This window comes from Anabaena sp. UHCC 0253, assembly GCF_009712085.1.
In the GTDB taxonomy this organism is placed as follows: Bacteria; Cyanobacteriota; Cyanobacteriia; order Cyanobacteriales; family Nostocaceae; genus Dolichospermum.
Genome location: NZ_VILD01000001.1, coordinates 406,445 through 425,432 on the forward strand (window position 1 = coordinate 406,445; position 18,988 = coordinate 425,432).

The window sequence follows — 18,988 nt, forward strand, 5'->3', positions numbered from 1 at the left end:
CTAAGAGCTATGCCCAAGGACAAGCCACGGATATTCAAATCCGTGCTAAGGAAGTTTTGGCAAATAAAGCTTCAATGGTGGAGATTCTATCTCACACGACTGAACAAGAAATAGCCAAAATTAGTAAGGATATGGATCGTCTGTTCTACATGACTCCCTACCAAGCTAGGGATTACGGTTTGATTGACAGAGTTTTTGAAAAAGAAGAACTCGCAAACCCCCCACTCCCCGCAAGTGTGCTTTAAGAAGGTGACAGGTGACAGGTGACAGGTGACAGTAAGAAGGCAAGAGGGAGGAGGCACTAATATAGGAGTTTATTCTTCCCAATTACCAATTACCAATTACCAATTACCAATTACCAATTCCCAATTCCCAATTCCCCTAATAAATTAAAATTGGAGTCGTAAAAATGCCTATAGGCGTTCCTAAAGTTCCTTACCGGATGCCCGGTGGACAATATACAGATTGGATTAGCATTTATGATCGTCTTTACCGGGAAAGAATTATTTTCTTAGGAAGAGATGTAGATGACGAAATTGCCAACCAAATTATTGCCGTCATGCTGTATCTGGATTCCGATGATCCAGGGAAGGATATTTATTTATATATCAATTCCCCCGGCGGTATGGTGACATCTGGTTTGGCTATTTATGACACCATGCAACACATCAAATCTGATGTGGTGACAATCTGTGTCGGTTTAGCTGCTTCGATGGGATCTTTCCTATTGACTGCGGGTACAAAGGGTAAACGCATGGCTTTACCTCACTCCCGGATTATGATTCACCAACCTTCCGGAGGAACTCGCGGACAAGCTTCTGATATCGAAATTGAAGCTAGAGAAATTTTAAGAATCCGTAGTCAGCTAAATCAAATTTATGTTGATAATACAGGTCAATCTTTAGCCAAAATTGAAAAAGACATGGATCGTGATTTTTTCATGTCTGCTCAAGAAGCTAAGGAATACGGTTTAATTGATCGTGTTATTGAAGAACGTCCGTAGATAGTGCAGAATGATTCAAAATTCAAAATGTAAAGTTCAAAAGAATTAATTACTGATTTTGAATTTTTAATTTTGAATTTTGAATTGGAGCGAATTAAGATGGATATTGAAGATTATTACCGTGTATTGGGTTTAAGGTCAGGCGCTTCTTTTGCTGATATTAAAGCATCCTATCGCCAACTGGTACAGCAATATCATCCTGATATCAATCCAGATGATCTCAAAGCGAAAGATAAATTTATTGCGGTGACGGAGGCTTATAAATTTCTCCAAACGGTTTTACCACCCATAGAAATTAAGCCAAAGTCTAGTTATGTTAAAACTACAGTTTCTAGTCCTACAGAAGTCAAAACTCAACCAGCAGCACCAAAAACAACGATTACACCTCATCCACCAAATTTAGAGGATATAGAACAACGCTTAAAATGGAAGACTTATGAGCAGTTGCAACGATTTTTACAGGAAAGACGTTTTCCTCAAGCGATCGCTCTAGCAGAGGCTTTACTGGCACGTTTACCAGCAGATGCGGAAGTGCGACAATGGTTAGCGATCGCTTATCAAATCTGGGGACGAGCGTTAATTACGGAAAAACAACTCCCAAAAGCCAGAATTTATCTAAAAAAAGCCTTAAAAACTGACCCATATAATAAAGCTTTATGGAATGAGGTACAGCAGGATTTACAACGTTTGGAAATCAAATTTTAAAGTAGTAAGCGATTTATCGCTTATTTTTAGGTTTTTAAAGGGCTAAAGCCCTTACTACTAATTTTTATTTCTCTGCATGAATGTAATCTACAAAGTAGAATTTAGGGATGAGAGAAAATTGCAACCAACTATAAGCTGCTAAACCCAAAAGGGCTGTAATTACTAATGGTAAACCTAAATTAAGACGTAAACTATCAGGAAGAACAGCAACTCCAGAAATAGTAATTACAAAATATACTAAAAGTGCTATTTGCAATCTTTGGAAATTTTTGAGTGCATTTCTACAACTACTACAATGCTGGGTATGTTGTTTGTAACGATCCAACATTTCGGCACGGTTGTCATTGATTTTTGAGTTTTCTGAAACACTAAATCCTACCTCATTCCAAGGTAGCTGTCCTTGACAATATTTATCAAACCAATTGCGAAATTCCATTACTAAACGGTCTGCATTTGTAGGTAATTTATAGGCTGTTTTCCAGCTTTCACTTAATTGTTTTTGTTGAAGTAAATACTCTTGCTGATTTAGCAACATCATATCCCCATCTAATACTAGATTTCTCTCATAAATGTGATTCCACCAACGTGGTGTTAACCGATGCAAGCTTTTAGCAAAGTTGCGGGGAAATTGAGCTACAATTCTCGATTTACCAGGAGATATGGGGATACAATAAGTAACAAGTCCTAATTTTTTTCCAGAGTCACCAAAATTAATCGTATACTCTAATCTACATGGTGGTTCAAAAATTATTTTTGTTGGTAATCCTCTATCAATATCAACTTCAATTAAATTGATTGTTGATTGGATAATATTAATAGGTATAGGTCTAGCTTTATCTCGATTTCCCTGAACTCCATGATGAGAAAAAGGTACATGACTAGGATCTGCTACATTTTCGATCAGGGTTTGCCAATCATATTCTAAGTCACGGACATAATTAGACCACACAAAGCCTTGATTAGCGTCTAGTTGGGGTGATAAAGGTAGTGGTGTAGTGGCAGCTAGTTCTGTTGATTTAGCATCTGGCCAAACCCAAAGTAATTCATTTTCTTGTCGGACTGGAAAGGATATTACACAAAAATTATCTTGATTTTTAGCAACAAGTTCGGGATTTTCGGCTTGGGGAATGTGTGTACAAGTACCTTGATTATCAAATTGCCAACCGTGATAACTACACATTAAATTACCCGTTTTATCGTCTATTCTGCCTTCACTCAAGGGTGCAAGACGATGAGGACATTGATCTAAAAATACTCGATAATTTGCCGATGATTGAGGTTTCCAAATTACTAAACGCATTCCCAACAGGGTTACAGGTGTAGGCCGCTGTGGATTAATGTCTTCAATGGGTGAAAGAGGATACCAGTGTTGAAAAAAGTTAAATTCAGGCTGCATTTCGCTTCTATATTTAATAAACTAGGATATAAAAAAATTGTATGTCTCAATCTACGATCGCTGTAACCGTTAAGTTATTTGCTGCTTATCAAGAAGCCTGTGGTGTGTCTGAATTAGTATTGGATTTATCTGATGGTACACCAGTTAAAGCGGTGTGCGATCGCCTAATTGCTGAACACCCAGAATTAAGCAAATGGCGTGCATTAACTCGCTTTGGGATTAATTTCCAATTTGTTGAACCAGATACTATCCTCCAAAATGGTGATGAAGTGGTTTTAATTCCGCCAGTGAATGGTGGTTAAAATAAGGCTATATTAACACTAGAGAGGATTATAAAAACATGATTAGGTTTGTTTTCACCGCAATTTTGCTGATATTAGTCACAGCTTGTAGTAGTATTGCTCTGTTACCGACACCGGAGTTAGTGCAGAAGGCGATCGCACTACAGCTAGAACAAACCCAGCAGCAGCTTAATCAACAGCTAGATTTAAATTTCCAAAAATTTAATATTCAGCGCATATCTATTACTCAAGAACAACCCCTCACCATTGAAAACTTACCAGCTTATCGGGTGCAGGGAAATTACGACTTTACTATCAAATCACAAAAACGCAGTTTTAACCAAGTTCAAAAACCTTTTGAAGTTTATCTACAAATTCAGAAGGAAGGTAAAAGTTGGCGATTACTAATACCAGAAAAAAACCGTCAAGATTCTCAACCCAAATGGCATAGTTATTTAATAATTTAAAATTGATAATTGATAATTACCTAAAAAATAGAAGATTGAAAGAAAGGAAATGGTTTAAGAATTATCAATTATTAATGGAGAATATAAAATAATTTTATAACTTGATTTAACTTATTTGTACTAAATTAAGTGGATATTAGCTGCTATAATATAAGTAATACACCGCCTCACTGGAGATAGATGATAGACAGACCAGGTTTTTTGACTGAAATCTTGATACAATCAGGATTCTAACCTCATCAAAAAATATATCAATCTCAGATTTTGCCTGTGGGATCTGGTTGTTTAAGGTTAAACTTTGATATGCGGGAAGAAATAATTCTTTCCTTAATTATTGTAAAATTCACTTAACAAACAAAGATTTAGTTTGAGAAAGTGTCATCAGATACAAAGGAGAAATAACAGTGGAAGAAAATAATCAAGATACTAGTGTCAATCCCGAAGAAGGCACTCAGGGAATAATCGTAGTTGCTGGAGTCCGTCCCATTACTACAGGGACTTTACAAGTAGTTGATACCTACAACTCTATGGGAATTCGTCCCATAGGTGCAAACACATTCCAAGTGGTTGATAGCATTAACTTGTCTGGTATTCGTCCCATTGGTTCTAGTGCGTTAGCGATCGCTGACAACTATTCTATCTTCGGAAACCGTCCCATAGCCCCAAATACTTTTGATGATTCCGAAATTTTGATGGGTTTTCTAGATTAGTTACAAAGATCAATCCCGTAGAGACTTTCTAGAGACTGTCTCTACACCCAAAAATAAAGTCCATTCTCATCAAAAAATGGCATTAGTCAGTTTTTTCCAACCTGGTTTTACCAATAAACTAGGTTGTTTTATTAGAAAAATTAAATTTCTCTTCATATCCAATTATTGTCAAAACCAATTAATTATCAATTTTAAAACTAGAATTTAATTATGCCAAATTCTCCAATTTTCTCCACACCTTTAAACTGGCAACAAGATTATCCCTGTCCAGTCTGTCACATTGGTAAAATTTCCCAAATGCCAATGATGGAAGCTATGTCTTGTGATTTTTGTCATGAGATTTTTACCATCAATTTGGAACAACAGCAAATAAAAATGCCTTCGAGAGAACCTCCATTAATCTGGTCTTGGAATGGAGTTAAATGGACACAAACCAAATTAGGAGATGTGGAATTAAGTTGGGGTTATGGTTTAGCGGCAATTGCTTTTATTGTTTTCCCTACTACTATCATCGGTATAACAACATATTATTTTCCGCCTATTCCTCATGATCCTGTAAGCTGGATTCCATTTATTTGGACAGTATTAACTTTTCTGTCACATTTAGCAATTATGGTGTGGATCTTGATTGAAGTTTATCAGATTCCTATAGTAGCATATTTGCGAGCCATCACTCGCTGGCGAGATGGATTAATTAGGTAAAAAAGCTGTGGAATTACAGAAAATTAAATTCTGAATTCTTTCTTGATAATCCCTGCTTTAATGCCAAAAGCAATCACAATTAATCGTTATACTGAACAAATGACTGCTTGAGACTCTAGTTGTTTATTGATCATATTCATATTCACCCATACATCATGACGAGCAGCGAACTGGAGCGGTACTACAGAATCTTAGAATTAGAGCCAGGGGCCACACTTGAAGAAATAAACCAGGCTTATAAAGATTTAGTGTTTGTTTGGCATCCGGATCGCCTCCCAAAAGATAATCTACGTTTACAACACAAGGCACAGGAAAAGCTGAAATTATTTAATGAAGCTCGTGACAGATTGCGTTCTTCTAGAGACAAGCAGCCCCTTCCTTCTTATTCTCAATCATCTCCAGAAGAAAAACGCTCATCTACTTACGTTTATACATCACAAACAACATATCAACAACCACAGGCAAATTCCGATTTGAGTGGTAAAGATTATAGCCGTGCCAATTTAAGTAATCGGGATTTATCAGGGCGAAATTTGAGCTACGCAAATCTCAGCGGCTCTAACCTCAGTGACACTTTTATGCACAAAGTAATTCTTAGAGGTGCAAATCTATCAGAAGCAAATTTATTTAGAGCTAACTTACTTTTAGCAGATTTAAGAGATGCCAATTTGCGCTCGGCAAATTTGATTGGTGCGGATCTCAGCGGTGCTGACTTGCGGGGTGCTGACTTGACGGGAGCGAGGATTCGTTCAGGCGATCGCCTACTGGTAAAATTAATTGGTGCTAACTTAGCTGGAGCTATCATGCCTGATGGTATAATTCATACCTAAAAACACTTCCAGGGAGTAAAAAGCAGCAAAAGTAAGTTAACATTACTTATAATATAAAAAACTTAGTAATATTGCTTGCAAAGTAGATCACCAGTGATTACTATAGTAGTTGATAGCCACCAAATTAATAATATAGCCATGCTCCATGATATGTGAGAGAATCTGTTTCCTGTGACTTTACTCCATACCAGCGATCGCCAATGAAAGAGGAATGCTATGTTAACAAAATTTAATCATCCTGGTGGCTTCCTAATACCAGACACCGTTAGATATCTAAATAGTGTTAAGAGTAGTAGGGGCGAAGCATTCGGAAAATAAACTTGGGAAAAAACCGATAATTTATCACCCGAATGCTTCGCCCTTATACCGAATGCTGATGCTTCCAGCAGGCTTCGCGAACGCCCGTACAGGAGTCAGGAGGAAGAATTAGAAGGAGATCAAGATAGTCTCAAATTTCGGTTATTAATCGGTAATTGTTAAGAATACTTTAATTTATTTTACTTCTATTAATGATTATGAACATTGCAATTATTGGCTGTGGTTATGTTGGTTATGTAGTTAGCAACTATTGGCATTCAAATAATAATTTCATGCTAACAGCAACTACCACAAACCCAGATCGTGTCCCCACCTTAGAAACAGTAGCACAAAAAGTTATCGTCACTCTTGGTAATGATATACAAACTCTGAAATCTGTATTAAAAAATCAAGAAGTTGTCCTACTAACTGTAGGGGCAAAAAATGCTGATTCCTATGAAGAAACTTATATAGACACCGCCAAAACTATAGTTTCTCTCCTACCCCAATTTCCGAATATTCACCAAGTTATATACACAAGTAGTTATTCAATTTATGGAGATAGAAATGGTGTCTGGGTAGACGAAGAAAGTCCACCAGCACCAGCTAATCGTAACTCCCAAATATTACGGAAAACAGAGGATATTTTATTATCAGCAAATAATGACAATACCCGCGTTTGTATTTTGCGTTTGGGAGGAATTTATGGACCAGGTAGAGAACTAGTCAAAATATTTGGTAGAGCCGCAGGAACAACCCGCCCAGGTAATGGAGAAGATATCACCAATTGGATTCACCTGGATGATATTGTTGGCGCAATAGAATTTGCTCGTAACCATCGTTTAGAAGGTATTTATAATCTTGTTGATGATAGTCATCTCACAAGTAAACAATTACTGGATAACGTGATGACAAAAAATAATTTAGCGAATGTTATTTGGGATGCAGCAAATAAAAATACCCGTTCATATAATGCCTGGGTGTCTAATCAGAAACTCAAAGATGCAGGATATCAATTCATTCATCCCCAGATCATTTTTTAGCCACTATTGAAAATTGCCATCATGCCATCATCTACATTTAGCAACACAACAGCATCTCCAACCCAGTATTATTCTTGGCAAAATTATCGCTGTGCTTATGAAATCCATCAACCTGTAAATTCTCCTAGCACAGACATTCCTTTACTGTTAATTCATCCCATAGGTGTGGGATTATCACGGCAATTTTGGCAGCGATTTTGCCGAGAATGGTATGATACAAATCACCAAAATCCCATTTATAATCCTGACTTATTGGGATGTGGGGAAAGTGATATGCCACCTTTCGCACATACTCCGATTAACTGGGCAAAACAGTTACAACACTTCTTGCAAACTGTAGTTAAAAAACCCGTTATTATAGTAGTGCAAGGAGCTTTATTACCAGTTGCTATTGAATTAGTAAAGCTAGAAAAAGAATTAATTGCTGGCTTAGTATTTTCTGATCCTACATCTTGGCCAGTCATTACGAAAAATGTTCCCAAATGGCAACAAAATCTACTTTGGAGTATTTTTAAGTCACCCATAGGCAATGCTTTTTTCCGTTACGCACGCACCCGAAAATTCTTACATTCTTTCTCAGTTGAAAAGTTGTTTGCTAACAGTGATAGTGTTGACGATGAATGGCTAGATACTCTCATGGCAGATGCAAAAAATATGAATGGGCGTTATGCAGTATTTGCTTTTTTAGCCCGATTTTGGCAAAGAGATTATAGTCATGATATTGCCTCAATTCCCCACCAAACATTATTGGTTGTAGGAGAACAAGCTCGCGGTATTAGTAAGGAAAGTAAACCAGAAACTCCAGATGAAAGATTAGCATATTACCTTAACTGCTTACCTCAAAGTCAGGGAGTAAAAGTAATTGGTAAAAATGTCATGCCTTATGAATCTACAAAGGCATTTGTTGAAGCAGTATCCCCATTTATAGCTGCTATTTCCCATAGATAAATTTGAGTTTTTGTAGGTTGGGTTAAGCGACAGCGCAACCCAACAAAAGTCCGTAAATGTTGGGTAACAAGAACGTCAACCCAACCTACCTAATTTAATGTTTTTTGATTCTTGAATCATACTGTAACTGTCATTTTGCCAATTAAATACTGTTTTCTTTCTTTGGAATCCATTTTGATTTTGAAATAAAACAAAAGTCGCTACAACTAACAAAAAATATCCAAAATACTTTTGTAATTTTTTACCATCAATAAATTGAGATAAATAAGCACCAAAAAAGCTGCCTGAACTAGCAGCAATAATAAATGTTCCTATTAATTGCCAATCTAATTCAACTTGCCCTAAATACCCTAAAAATCCAGCCACAGCATTAGCAACTAGAATTAATAAAGAAGTCCCAATTGCTTCTTTCATAGGCGTTCTGCCCAAAATCACTAAAGCTGGAACTATCGCAAATCCTCCTCCCACTCCTACTAATCCTGTTAATATTCCTACTCCTAATCCTTCACTTAATAACCACAACCAACAATATTTACAAACTGGTGCTGTATAAACTAAATGGGGATTTTCTGCAAGATTTTTAGGAGATTTTTTACTACTACGCAAAATCATTAAACTTGCTGCTAACAACATCATTATTGCAAATAGCAGCATTTGTAAACTATCAGTAATAAAAGGTAATCCAGCAATTTTTGCTCCTAAAAAAGCACCCAACATGGTAGCAGAACCAAAAATTAATGCTTTTTTAAAATTGATATTTCCTTTTCTCCAATGAGGAATGACACCAATTAAACTTACTGTACCGACAATTACTAAAGTCATAGCGATCGCTGGTTTAGTCGGTACTCCCATCACATAAACTAAAATAGGTAATGCTAAGACAGAACCTCCTCCTCCAATTAATCCTAAGCTAATACCAATACCAGTTGCTAAAATATGCCCTAATATCCATATGAACATAATTTTTAATTCTTGATTATTTGACTTTTAGATCCCCAAGTCCTTTGAGAATTTAGGGATCTTAATTTTATTGAATTGATAGTTTATGTCCGTTGATTATAGGGTAATTTAGCTAAGAGCATTGCCATTGCACAGGTATTACTTACTCCTGCAAATACTAAACCTGCTCCGACAAAACCACTTAAAATTAAAAACCAAGGAGAAACAAAAGCACCTAATATAGTTCCAGTAAATACTAATGAACCAGCGACAATTTGCACTTGACGCATTAAACTAATTGGAGCATTTTTGTTAATTTTAGTTGGATATCCTGACTGTTTCCAAGCTGTAATTCCTCCCTCTAGTTGTCTAAATTCTATAAATCCAGAATTGACAAGTTTTTGCGCTGCTTGGTTGGAGCGATTTCCTGATTGACAGTAAATGACAATTTCTTTACCTTGAGTTAAAGAAATCTGTTCTGGCTGAAATTTAGAAAGGGGTAAAAGTTGCGCTTGGGGAATATGTTCTGCTGTATATTCTGAAGGTTCGCGTACATCTATAAGTTGAATTTTTTCTTGTTCAATTAATTGTTGAACAGTCGCAGTATCAATTAATTGCAATTGAGAATTCATAGATTTTGTCATTTTTTTACCTCCGAGTGATTAATTATTAACTAAAACTGCATTACCACAACGTTCATTAGCTGGTAATGCTGCCATGATTTTTTGGGGATTGGGTAAGTTTAAATTGGACATAAAATGAATAAAACTGTCTCGATTATGTTGTGTAAATCGGGGATTATGTTGTTTTTCTTCCTGGATTGTGGAAACAGTAAAACCTTTATAATCATGTCCTGGATAAACTAAGGTTTCATCGGGAAGTGTAAACAGTTTTTGGGTGATGACATCAAATAATGTTCCTGCATTGCCACTTTGAAAATCAGTTCTTCCACAACCACGAATTAATAAAGAATCTCCTGTAAATAATCTTTCATTGTTGATTAAATAGGCTGCATGACTGTTTGTATGTCCTGGGGTAGCGATCGCTTGAATGATGATGCCATCTAGTTGTATAATTTCCTTATCTTTAATTTGTTTGTCAGCACAAGTGACAGGTGCATTGTCGGGAACAATTCCTAAACATCCAGTTAATTGACGTAATTTTCCTGTACCAGTTATGTGATCTGCATGAATGTGAGTTTCAAAACAGTATCGTAGTACCAGTCCTAATTCCTTGATAAGTTGTAAATCTCGTTCTACTTGTTCTAGTACAGGATCTATTAAGATTGCTGCTTTTGTCTTTTCATCAGCAATTAAGTAAGTATATGTACTAGACTCATGATCAAAAAGTTGGCGAAATAACATTTTTTAACAGGGTTTGTTTTTATCTTTTTCTATTATATAGCTATATAGTAGAATAATCAACCAGAAATTCCTCCATATTTGAATTGTTCTATGTCAAACTTATTTCCAGGCGCTCTTAGCCAAGTTGCAGATTATTTCAAAGTGCTGTCAGAAGTCAGTCGCTTACAGGTATTATGTTGTTTAAAAACTGGTGCGAAGAATGTAACCGAAATTATTACTGAGACTGGATTAGGACAAGCTAATGTTTCCAAGCATCTCAAAGTTCTAGCACAGGCGGGTATTGTCAAAAGAACACCAGAGGGAGTAAGTGTAATCTATGAGATAGCTGACCCCATTTTATTCCAATTATGTGATTTAGTGTGCGATCGCCTAGCCGTGAGACTAGAAGAACAAACCAAGCAACTGGAAAAATTCAAGCTGTGAGGAACATGGACGTAGGGGCAAAGCATTCGGAAAATAGCCTTTGACAAAAATTAATAATAGCCCGAATGCTTCGCCCGTACAAGAATCCATGCGTCACTCTCTGCTGATTTCAGCTAAATTGTTCCTCTGCGTCTAAATTAAATAACATTTGCAGAGTTTGCATACATCGTCTTCTAGCTTCCACATCTTGCTGTGCGCGTAATTGCACCATTGGATCATGTAGAATCTTATTAACTATCCCTCTTGTCAAAGCTTCAATAACTTCTTGATGCTTTTCCCCAAACTCCGAACCCAAGCGAGATAAAGCCTTTTCTAACTCTTGTTCGCGGATGCTTTCAATCTTATTCCGTAGAGAACTGATAGTGGAAACAGTTTCCAAACTCCGCCACCAGATATCAAAAGCTTCAACTTCCTCATCGAGGATTTTCTCAGCTTCTAGCGCCATTTGTCGGCGACTTTCATAATTTTGCGCGACAACAGCCTTCAAATCATCAACATTAAAAGCCTTGACATTGGGCAAATTATTAACATCTGCATCCACATTGCGAGGAACAGAAATATCAAATAACATCAATTGTTGATTTGGTTCTAACACCGTTTCCAACTTAGCCCGGTCTAGAATTGGTTCAGTTGAAGAAGTGCTAGTAAATACAATATCACTAGCAGCAATCACTGACATCATTTCCGGCAGTAGATGGATTTGTATAGGTTGTTCCGAGAACTGTTTAGCTAATTCCTCAGCCCTACCACGGGAACGATTAACAATACTAATTTGAGTTGCACCTTTAGAAATCAGGTGTTGTACAAGTAACCGGGACATTTTCCCAGCACCGAGAATTGAGACACGATAAGTAGATAAATTTTCTACTTTCATTTGGGCTAATTCCACAGCCGCAGAACTAATAGAAACTGCACCAGTCCCAATACTGGTTTCTGTGCGAACTCTTTTACCCGCTGTCAGAGCTTGTTTAAATAGACGATTTAAAATGGTTTTGATACCCTTAAATTGCTGTCCAAGTTTATGAGTATTCTTAACTTGAGCTAAAATTTGACCTTCGCCTAAAACTAAACTATCTAAACCAGCAGCTACTCGCAAAATATGTGTAATAGCATCAGCATGAAGCAACATAAATAAATGATGCCGCAAAGACATGATTGGCAGTTTGCTATGTTCAGAAAGGAATTGAGTAACTTCGTGAATCCCTTGGGTAGTTTCGTTACTAACGATGTAAATTTCTAAGCGGTTACAAGTGCTGAGGATAGCAACTTCATCAATATGAGGATAACTGAGAAGATGAGCGATCGCTGCTTCAGTTTGTGGTTCAGGAATACTTAGTTTTTCTCTAACTTCTACGGGGGCTGTTTTATGGCTTAACCCCACCACTGCAATATTCATTTCTTAAATTGGTAATGGGTAATGGGTAATGGGTGATGGGTGATGGGTGATGGGTGATGGGTAAGACATTATTCCCAATCACCAATCACCAATCACCAGTGAAAGTTCCTACCGCAGTTGGATTGTCTTGGGTTCATCCCATAGGTGAACTGTATCAACAAACCGAGCAGTTTTGGATTGGCTAGAAATAACCAAGCTTTGGGTTCTAGCACCACCGTGGAAAAAGCGCACGCCATCCATCAGAGTTCCAGGAGTGATACCGCAACCTGCGAATAGCACTGTTTCACCAGAAGCTAATTCATCAGCGTTATAAACTCTGTCTCCATCAGTAATACCCATTTCGTTTAAACGAGCCAGATTACCTTCTCTGCTTTCGCCAATTAAACCGGTTTGTACTACTTCTGGATCGTAGATTAGTTGTCCTTGGAAGTGTCCACCTAAGCAGCGTAAAGCCGCAGCAGAAATTACACCTTCAGGTGCTGCACCGATACCCATCAAGGCATGAATATTAGTACCAGAGAAAGCGCAACAAATAGCAGCAGAAACGTCACCATCACTAATGAGTCTCACTCTTGCTCCAGCGGTGCGAATTTCTTGAATTAGTTCTTTGTGACGGGGACGATCCATCACTACTACCACTAATTCCTCAATAGCACGATTTAAGCATTCAGAGAGGATTTTAAGGTTTTCTGTAGCGGACTTGTTGATGTCAACATGACCTCTAGCGGCTGCTGGTGCTGCGAGTTTCTTCATGTAGAAGTCAGGAGCAGCAAATAAACCGCCTTTTTCGGAAATAGCCAAAACCGCCATAGAGCCATTTTGACCATAAGCAACCAGGTTAGTACCTTCGCAAGGGTCAACAGCGATGTCAATTTCAACTAATTCATCAGGGTTACAGAAATTTTTAGCATCTGCTTGGGTACAGATACCAACTTCTTCACCAATGTAAAGCATGGGAGCTTCGTCGCGTTCGCCTTCACCAATTACGATGCGTCCACGCATATGGATTTTGTTCATCCGTTCCCGCATTGCTTCCACTGCTACTTGGTCAGCAATGTTCTTTTCGCCCTTACCCATCCATTTCGAGGAAGCGATCGCTGCTTGCTCTACTACTTCAATAATCTCTAGCCCAAGTGTATTTTCCACGAAGTCTGTCCTCTAAGTTGCTTGTCTTAGCGTCGTTTTAACAGCTATTTCAGTTTTCAAGTCTACCAAAGTGCGGATACAGATGGAAAAAAGACTTGACGAGTACCGCAAGACGGAATTTAAAATTTAAAATTTAAAATTCAAAAAGCAGGTTGCACAAGCTTTTGAGAAATTTTTGATGGCTAATTATTTTTGTCACGCTACACTAGCAACTATGTTAAGTTTTGCGAATTAGGCATAATCCTAAATAAAGCGGATCACTACTAAAATCGCTACACTGCGAAATGATAACCTGATCATATACTGAAATTTTGTAGGGCTGGATTTTTATGACATCCTATGCAACCTCCTCTGCTAAAGCAGAAATGAGTGAACTCCGGCGGTTGAAAAGCTTACTACCGCCAGAATTACAAAGTTGGGTAATAGTTGAAGGCACAACAGAGGTTAATCCATCCCTGATCCGTTGTGAAGAAATTGGCAAAGACCAAGTAGAAATTCAAATTGACTTGGTGAAATGGGATGCTCTAGCAATGGATCAGCGTAATTTGCTGTTCTGGCACGAAGTTGCACGCGTTCAAAATGACACCATTCCTAAAGATGGTTGGGAAATGGCAGCATTAGCCATTGGTTTAGGCGGTGCAGTCGGTGAATTATGGGTACAAGATGGATTATTACTAGTTTTAGCCTTGGCGCTATGTGGTGTCTCTGGTTGGCGACTATATCAAAAAAATAATGGGGAAAAACAAATCAAAGAGTTGCTAGACGCTGATGAAAAAGCGATCGCCCTAGCAACACGCTTTGGTTATAGTCTACCCAATGCTTATAAAAGTCTTGGTAGCGCCTTAAAAACCTTAGTTGAAAATACTCCTAGCAAGCGTCAGCGTTCTCGATATGAAGCTAGACTTTCTGCTCTTAAACGCAGCGCCAACAAAGCCAAAGCTAAATCTCGAAATGGCGACTCCGAGTAAGCAGGTGAGCGTTAAAAATTGTCGTGGGGATCAGGCAGGGGGAAAGAGTTTCAGTTTGCTTTGCTTTTTTTCACATACCTTTAATTTTTGCTGTTCATCTACTTAGAATTGACTAAATTGTGGGTTGGGTGCTGCCCATCCCACCATTCAACTAGTCTAAAACTTGTTATTTTCTTGACGAAAACTTTTTAAAAGGCTACATCTGGTTTAACATTTTATGGGTCTGAGGAATAACACGCACGTGCTTAACAAATCGCTTCATTAAGACTTGCCATTCTAAAACCTGTTCTGGAGTTGGGGCTACCATCACCACCGAACTAAATTCTTGAGCGGGAGTTAAAGGAGTCACAGGTTGTAAAAATACCGGTATATCCTCACTAACTTCCGCAACTAATAAAGCTGATCGTTCCAACTCTTCAGGAACTGTACTTTGAGACACAATTATTTTGACAAATACTTCTAACTTAGTGTTAGAGCAGAGTTGGAGAAACCTTGAATGTTCTGCCCAATAAGTTTCGCCACTCACACTGGGTAGCTTTAAATCCATACCCACAGAGTCTAAATAAGGGAGAATTATTTCCAACTGTTCTGGCCGATGTCCGCCTGTTTCTAGATAAATTGGCAAATTAGTCAGCGATCGCACTGCTGGCAAAAATTCGGCCAAAAATTGTGCATGAAGCAGAGGTTCTCCTCCAGTTAAGCTAATGCTATCGTGGATAGAAGGTAAGTTTTGTCTAGCAATCCATTCTAGTAATACAGGTAATTGGACAGGATTTGTATGAACTTCAAAATCCCTTAGTCCCGGAAAAGACTCAACTCGACAGGTAGGGGGTGCATTCCAAGTATGGGCGCTATCGCAAAAGCAGCAGCGCAAATCGCAAAAAGCAAAACGAATAAAAATTTGGCGTGTCCCTACGTTCATACCTTCGCCTTGAATGGCAGAAAAGACTTCAATCAGGCGTGCAGTAGAGTTAACTTTATTGTTAGTAATCATATGATCATCAGAAGAAACAAGTCGAGTCACCTTGGCAAAATAGCGAGAATTTAATTTGATCAACTTCTTCTATTGTGAACCTAGACGGACTAAATACTGTCTGATTTTTAAAGATCCGGTAACTTGTGCTTGATCATACAGATTAAAAATAAGGTTAGTAGTTTTTTGAAGACAAAACAACATTCGACAGATTAGATTGTAAATGGCAACTAAAGTGCAGAGCTTCATGAGTAGCCAACCTTTACCAACAGACTTTCCAGTGATTTACCTAGAAGGATCGGCAATCTTGCAGATGCCCATTAGGTTGACTGTGCTTGAGGCTGTCAGTTTTAAGCAAACTTGCCAAAACTTAATTCAAGCAGATTCACCCCCTGAAAAAATTTTCATTGATTTCCAAAATACTACTTTTATGGATAGTAGTGGTTTAGGTTCTTTGGTGAGTAATTTTAAAAATTCTCAGGAAAAGGGAATCCAAGTGATATTACGTCATGTTACTCCCCAAGTCATGGCAGTTTTGACCCTGACGGGATTAGATCAGGTATTTCCCATTGAATCCCTTTGGACCCTAGCGCCAATAGCCACAGATAAGCCCACAGATACCGGAAAACAACATTCTCGCAAAGCAGACCCACTCCCCCAAACTCATCCTTCCGTAGCATCTTGGATGAAACGGTTAATTGATATTGTCGGCTCATTAGTCGGTTTAGTAATTACATCTATTTTATTAATTCCCATTGCGATCGCTATCCAAATTGACGATCCAGGTCCGATTTTCTTTAAACAAACCCGCTGTGGTTGGATGGGTAAGCGTTTTGCGATTTGGAAATTTCGCTCTATGTGTGTAGATGCCGAAGCTAGAAAATCCCAAATTAAAAACCAAGTACAAGGCGCTTTCTTTAAAAATGATAACGACCCCAGAATTACCAAAGTAGGCAACTTTCTCCGCCGCACAAGTCTCGATGAATTACCTCAATTTTGGAACGTCCTCAAAGGAGAAATGAGTTTAGTCGGAACTCGACCACCTACACCTGACGAAGTAGAACGCTATGAAGTCCCAGAGTGGCAACGTTTAGACGTTAAACCCGGCATGACTGGTGAATGGCAAGTTAAAGGCCGTTCTAAAGTCCGCAGTTTTGAGGATGTGATTCGCTTAGATTTACAATATCAACAAAATTGGAGCTTAGTTTACGATTTACAGTTAATTTTCAAAACCATCACTATTTTATTTAATAAAAACAGTGGGGCTGTTTAGTTAACTTTTTGGCTGATCATTTGCTACTCAATAAGCGGCACGAAAATTTACCTATATAATTTACCCAAGCTTCCCTATGGCTTGGGTTTATTTATGCCAACCTGTCCGAGTTCATCGAATAAAAACCCAAATTTACCAAAACTTCAACGAAAAGTTACTGAAAGTAAAAGAATCTAAAAAGACAATATAATATGTATGCCTCACTCACTTGACAAGTGAGATCAAAGACAGGTATTGACCCTTTTTAAATTTTCCATTTCCCACAGGGGTTAACTTTCTTTAACCGGACAACCAGGGTATTCTGACAGATTTTGTTATGCGAATTTTAATTTACTCCTACAACTATCACCCCGAACCCATTGGTATAGCCCCACTCATGACTGAGTTAGCCGAGGGACTGGTCAAACGTGGACACCAAGTCCGTGTTGTTACAGCTATGCCTAACTATCCCGAACGACAAATTTATCAGGAATATCGAGGTAAATTTTATATAAATGAAGAAACCAATGGTGTCCAAATTCAACGTAGTTATGTTTGGATTCGTCCCCAACCGAATCTTTTAGATCGGGTATTATTAGATGCTAGTTTTGTTGTTACCAGCTTCTTCCCAGCATTCTTAGGCTGGCGACCAGAGGTAATTCTTTTGACCTCTCCATCTTTACCAGTCTGTATTCCTGCCACCTTGTTAGGGTTCTTGCGTTCTTGCCCCGTCGTCCTCAATTTACAAGACATCCTCCCAGAAGCAGCAATCCATGTTGGCTTACTAAAAAATAAATTACTGATCAAAGTATTTACAGCTTTAGAAAAATTCGCTTACGCATCTGCTGGGAAAATTAGTGTTATTACTGAAGGATTTGTTGATAATCTAGTCGCCAAAGGTGTACCCGCCCAAAAAATTGTTCAAATTCCCAATTGGGTTGATGTCAACTTTATCCGCCCTTTATCCAAGGAAGATAACCCTTTTCGTGCTGTACATAACCTCAAGGGGAAATTTGTAGTTTTATATTCTGGTAATATTGCTCTCACCCAAGGTTTAGAGACAGTTATTAAAGCCGCAGCCAAACTTCGAGATGTTCCAGATATTGCTTTTGTGATTGTTGGTGAAGCCAAAGGTTTACAACGATTACAGCAGGAATGTTTAGATTTTGGTGCAGATAACGTTTTATTACTACCCTTTCAACCCCGGCAGGAATTACCACAAATGTTAGCTGCTGCGGATGTGGGATTGGTTGTACAGAAGAAAAATGTGATTTCTTTTAATATGCCATCAAAAATCCAAGTGCTATTGGCCAGCGGCAGGGCATTGGTAGCTTCTGTACCTGAAGAGGGAACTGCATTTAAAGCCATTAAGAAAAGTGGTGGCGGTATTTTAGTTGCACCAGAAGATCCCCAAGCTTTAGCTACAGCAATTTTGGAGTTATACCAAAAACCAGAAAAAGTGCAAGAGTTAGGTGATAAAAGTCGTCAGTATGCAGTAGATAATTATGCCTTTGAGCAAACCTTAAATCAATATGAAACATTATTTAGCTCCATGACCGCCAATGGGAAAGCCGTGAGTTCTTCAACCATCACCAAACAGGAAGTTTAGCAAAATTCGCCAAAAACTAGGATTTATCTACCAATATTATTCAGAGAGCCGACTCTGTGCAGATTGCAGTGTAGGATATGTTACGATTCAAAAAAACCTATTCACACAATTGCAATTCATTTATTTGTTATTTATTGGTAAGTAAGTTGAACAAGTAGTTGCAAAAGGAAAAAGCACCTGAGGTTGAGTCAGTAACCCAGCCCTAAAGGGACTGAGCTTGCAAGAGTAATCAAACAAGCCGTACTGACCAGACCACCCTGAGCCACTTGCCCTGACTTGTGCCGAGCGAAGTCGAAGGGAATCTCATGGTAGCCGTTATTTGAGTCACGACACCCCGGAATGCGTTCGCGCCAGCGTGCCGTCAGGCATAGCTAGTTCCCTGCTCTGTCATTTGCAATTAAACAGTTTTAAGGTCACTGAAACAGTGTTGCAAGTCTAAAAAGCTCTTATAACTGGTCCAAGCTAACATTACCCCAGAAATGGGAGGCTCTTCGGAGCAATACATTATGCGTACAGAGTTGAAAAATTTGAATCGG

The 18,988-nt window shown here is 38.3% G+C and carries 21 protein-coding genes; 14 read left to right on the top strand and 7 right to left on the bottom strand.

From position 1 onward, the window contains the following. The 3 genes from FJR38_RS01810 to FJR38_RS01820 all read left to right on the top strand — a co-directional run. A partial coding sequence (locus tag FJR38_RS01810) for an ATP-dependent Clp protease proteolytic subunit (RefSeq protein WP_174763850.1) occupies nucleotides 1-245 on the top strand: 245 nt, incomplete at its 5' end. A 164-nt stretch (nucleotides 246-409) separates the two neighbouring features. Continuing rightward, nucleotides 410-1,003 carry an ATP-dependent Clp protease proteolytic subunit gene (locus FJR38_RS01815; RefSeq protein ID WP_168535064.1) on the top strand — a complete coding sequence of 198 codons (594 nt, stop codon included), beginning with the start codon at nucleotides 410-412 and terminating at the stop codon, nucleotides 1,001-1,003. Between the two features lie 99 nt (nucleotides 1,004-1,102). Beyond that, complete coding sequence (locus FJR38_RS01820; protein ID WP_168535066.1) at nucleotides 1,103-1,708, top strand: J domain-containing protein; 606 nt, start codon at nucleotides 1,103-1,105, stop codon at nucleotides 1,706-1,708. A gap of 64 nt (nucleotides 1,709-1,772) precedes the next feature. Here the strand turns inward: FJR38_RS01820 and FJR38_RS01825 are convergent, their stop codons facing one another. Then, the gene (locus FJR38_RS01825) at nucleotides 1,773-3,104 is read right to left on the bottom strand and encodes a Rieske 2Fe-2S domain-containing protein (RefSeq protein WP_168535068.1); all 1,332 of its coding nucleotides are present in this window, start codon (nucleotides 3,102-3,104) and stop codon (nucleotides 1,773-1,775) included. Between the two features lie 41 nt (nucleotides 3,105-3,145). Between FJR38_RS01825 and FJR38_RS01830 the strand changes: the two genes are divergently transcribed. The 7 genes from FJR38_RS01830 to FJR38_RS01860 all read left to right on the top strand — a co-directional run bounded on the left by FJR38_RS01830 (nucleotide 3,146) and on the right by FJR38_RS01860 (nucleotide 8,382). Beyond that, nucleotides 3,146-3,406: a MoaD/ThiS family protein gene (locus FJR38_RS01830; protein WP_168535070.1), complete on the top strand. Its 261-nt coding sequence runs from the start codon at nucleotides 3,146-3,148 to the stop codon at nucleotides 3,404-3,406. A 38-nt stretch (nucleotides 3,407-3,444) separates the two neighbouring features. Then, nucleotides 3,445-3,852, top strand: coding sequence for a hypothetical protein (locus FJR38_RS01835; protein WP_168535072.1), 408 nt, complete (start codon nucleotides 3,445-3,447; stop codon nucleotides 3,850-3,852). A gap of 404 nt (nucleotides 3,853-4,256) precedes the next feature. Further along, nucleotides 4,257-4,562: a hypothetical protein gene (locus tag FJR38_RS01840; protein WP_168494891.1), complete on the top strand. Its 306-nt coding sequence runs from the start codon at nucleotides 4,257-4,259 to the stop codon at nucleotides 4,560-4,562. A 210-nt stretch (nucleotides 4,563-4,772) separates the two neighbouring features. After that, nucleotides 4,773-5,264 (top strand): hypothetical protein, encoded by a 492-nt coding sequence (locus FJR38_RS01845; RefSeq protein ID WP_168535074.1) that lies wholly within the window; start codon nucleotides 4,773-4,775, stop codon nucleotides 5,262-5,264. A gap of 155 nt (nucleotides 5,265-5,419) precedes the next feature. Next, nucleotides 5,420-6,094, top strand: coding sequence for a pentapeptide repeat-containing protein (locus FJR38_RS01850; RefSeq protein WP_168535076.1), 675 nt, complete (start codon nucleotides 5,420-5,422; stop codon nucleotides 6,092-6,094). A 515-nt stretch (nucleotides 6,095-6,609) separates the two neighbouring features. Further along, nucleotides 6,610-7,434, top strand: a complete 825-nt coding sequence (locus FJR38_RS01855) for an SDR family oxidoreductase (RefSeq protein WP_168535078.1) — start codon at nucleotides 6,610-6,612, stop codon at nucleotides 7,432-7,434. A gap of 21 nt (nucleotides 7,435-7,455) precedes the next feature. Then, nucleotides 7,456-8,382: an alpha/beta fold hydrolase gene (locus tag FJR38_RS01860; RefSeq protein ID WP_168535080.1), complete on the top strand. Its 927-nt coding sequence runs from the start codon at nucleotides 7,456-7,458 to the stop codon at nucleotides 8,380-8,382. Nucleotides 8,383-8,457: 75 nt separating this feature from the next. On the opposite strand, the gene FJR38_RS01865 is transcribed toward FJR38_RS01860, so the two are convergent. The 3 genes from FJR38_RS01865 to FJR38_RS01875 form a co-directional block, all read right to left on the bottom strand. Further along, nucleotides 8,458-9,342: a sulfite exporter TauE/SafE family protein gene (locus FJR38_RS01865; protein WP_168535082.1), complete on the bottom strand. Its 885-nt coding sequence runs from the start codon at nucleotides 9,340-9,342 to the stop codon at nucleotides 8,458-8,460. Between the two features lie 83 nt (nucleotides 9,343-9,425). Then, complete coding sequence (locus FJR38_RS01870) at nucleotides 9,426-9,965, bottom strand: rhodanese-like domain-containing protein (RefSeq protein WP_168535084.1); 540 nt, start codon at nucleotides 9,963-9,965, stop codon at nucleotides 9,426-9,428. Nucleotides 9,966-9,983: 18 nt separating this feature from the next. Further along, complete coding sequence (locus FJR38_RS01875; RefSeq protein ID WP_168494877.1) at nucleotides 9,984-10,685, bottom strand: MBL fold metallo-hydrolase; 702 nt, start codon at nucleotides 10,683-10,685, stop codon at nucleotides 9,984-9,986. 90 nt (nucleotides 10,686-10,775) lie between these two features. Here FJR38_RS01875 and FJR38_RS01880 point away from each other — a divergent pair, with 90 nt between their 5' ends. Beyond that, nucleotides 10,776-11,108 carry a helix-turn-helix transcriptional regulator gene (locus tag FJR38_RS01880; protein ID WP_168494875.1) on the top strand — a complete coding sequence of 111 codons (333 nt, stop codon included), beginning with the start codon at nucleotides 10,776-10,778 and terminating at the stop codon, nucleotides 11,106-11,108. A gap of 109 nt (nucleotides 11,109-11,217) precedes the next feature. Here FJR38_RS01880 and FJR38_RS01885 read toward each other — a convergent pair whose 3' ends face one another. Next, complete coding sequence (locus tag FJR38_RS01885) at nucleotides 11,218-12,504, bottom strand: glutamyl-tRNA reductase (RefSeq protein ID WP_168494873.1); 1,287 nt, start codon at nucleotides 12,502-12,504, stop codon at nucleotides 11,218-11,220. Between the two features lie 108 nt (nucleotides 12,505-12,612). Next, nucleotides 12,613-13,650 (bottom strand): class II fructose-bisphosphatase, encoded by a 1,038-nt coding sequence (glpX, locus tag FJR38_RS01890; protein WP_168494871.1) that lies wholly within the window; start codon nucleotides 13,648-13,650, stop codon nucleotides 12,613-12,615. Nucleotides 13,651-13,979: 329 nt separating this feature from the next. Between glpX and FJR38_RS01895 the strand changes: the two genes are divergently transcribed. Next, nucleotides 13,980-14,618 carry a DUF3318 domain-containing protein gene (locus tag FJR38_RS01895; protein WP_168535086.1) on the top strand — a complete coding sequence of 213 codons (639 nt, stop codon included), beginning with the start codon at nucleotides 13,980-13,982 and terminating at the stop codon, nucleotides 14,616-14,618. A 196-nt stretch (nucleotides 14,619-14,814) separates the two neighbouring features. Here the strand turns inward: FJR38_RS01895 and FJR38_RS01900 are convergent, their stop codons facing one another. Next, entirely contained in the window at nucleotides 14,815-15,612 is a 798-nt protein-coding gene (locus FJR38_RS01900) for a 7-carboxy-7-deazaguanine synthase QueE (protein WP_168535585.1), read from the bottom strand. A 202-nt stretch (nucleotides 15,613-15,814) separates the two neighbouring features. Here FJR38_RS01900 and FJR38_RS01905 point away from each other — a divergent pair, with 202 nt between their 5' ends. Continuing rightward, nucleotides 15,815-16,864 carry a sugar transferase gene (locus tag FJR38_RS01905; RefSeq protein WP_168494867.1) on the top strand — a complete coding sequence of 350 codons (1,050 nt, stop codon included), beginning with the start codon at nucleotides 15,815-15,817 and terminating at the stop codon, nucleotides 16,862-16,864. A 316-nt stretch (nucleotides 16,865-17,180) separates the two neighbouring features. Beyond that, nucleotides 17,181-18,452, top strand: coding sequence for a glycosyltransferase family 4 protein (locus tag FJR38_RS01910; protein WP_168535088.1), 1,272 nt, complete (start codon nucleotides 17,181-17,183; stop codon nucleotides 18,450-18,452). Nucleotides 18,453-18,988 lie beyond the last annotated feature (536 nt).

Excerpts from the sequence above, each read along its gene's own strand:
- FJR38_RS01815 (WP_168535064.1), top strand. The coding sequence starts at position 410 with ATGCCTATAGGCGTTCCTAAAGTTCCTTACCGGATGCCCGGTGGACAA.
- FJR38_RS01820 (WP_168535066.1), top strand. The coding sequence starts at position 1,103 with ATGGATATTGAAGATTATTACCGTGTATTGGGTTTAAGGTCAGGCGCT.
- FJR38_RS01825 (WP_168535068.1), bottom strand. The coding sequence starts at position 3,104 with ATGCAGCCTGAATTTAACTTTTTTCAACACTGGTATCCTCTTTCACCC.
- FJR38_RS01830 (WP_168535070.1), top strand. The coding sequence starts at position 3,146 with ATGTCTCAATCTACGATCGCTGTAACCGTTAAGTTATTTGCTGCTTAT.
- FJR38_RS01835 (WP_168535072.1), top strand. The coding sequence starts at position 3,445 with ATGATTAGGTTTGTTTTCACCGCAATTTTGCTGATATTAGTCACAGCT.
- FJR38_RS01845 (WP_168535074.1), top strand. The coding sequence starts at position 4,773 with ATGCCAAATTCTCCAATTTTCTCCACACCTTTAAACTGGCAACAAGAT.
- FJR38_RS01850 (WP_168535076.1), top strand. The coding sequence starts at position 5,420 with ATGACGAGCAGCGAACTGGAGCGGTACTACAGAATCTTAGAATTAGAG.
- FJR38_RS01855 (WP_168535078.1), top strand. The coding sequence starts at position 6,610 with ATGAACATTGCAATTATTGGCTGTGGTTATGTTGGTTATGTAGTTAGC.
- FJR38_RS01860 (WP_168535080.1), top strand. The coding sequence starts at position 7,456 with ATGCCATCATCTACATTTAGCAACACAACAGCATCTCCAACCCAGTAT.
- FJR38_RS01865 (WP_168535082.1), bottom strand. The coding sequence starts at position 9,342 with ATGTTCATATGGATATTAGGGCATATTTTAGCAACTGGTATTGGTATT.
- FJR38_RS01870 (WP_168535084.1), bottom strand. The coding sequence starts at position 9,965 with ATGACAAAATCTATGAATTCTCAATTGCAATTAATTGATACTGCGACT.
- FJR38_RS01875 (WP_168494877.1), bottom strand. The coding sequence starts at position 10,685 with ATGTTATTTCGCCAACTTTTTGATCATGAGTCTAGTACATATACTTAC.
- FJR38_RS01880 (WP_168494875.1), top strand. The coding sequence starts at position 10,776 with ATGTCAAACTTATTTCCAGGCGCTCTTAGCCAAGTTGCAGATTATTTC.
- FJR38_RS01885 (WP_168494873.1), bottom strand. The coding sequence starts at position 12,504 with ATGAATATTGCAGTGGTGGGGTTAAGCCATAAAACAGCCCCCGTAGAA.
- FJR38_RS01895 (WP_168535086.1), top strand. The coding sequence starts at position 13,980 with ATGACATCCTATGCAACCTCCTCTGCTAAAGCAGAAATGAGTGAACTC.
- FJR38_RS01900 (WP_168535585.1), bottom strand. The coding sequence starts at position 15,612 with ATGATTACTAACAATAAAGTTAACTCTACTGCACGCCTGATTGAAGTC.
- FJR38_RS01905 (WP_168494867.1), top strand. The coding sequence starts at position 15,815 with ATGGCAACTAAAGTGCAGAGCTTCATGAGTAGCCAACCTTTACCAACA.
- FJR38_RS01910 (WP_168535088.1), top strand. The coding sequence starts at position 17,181 with ATGCGAATTTTAATTTACTCCTACAACTATCACCCCGAACCCATTGGT.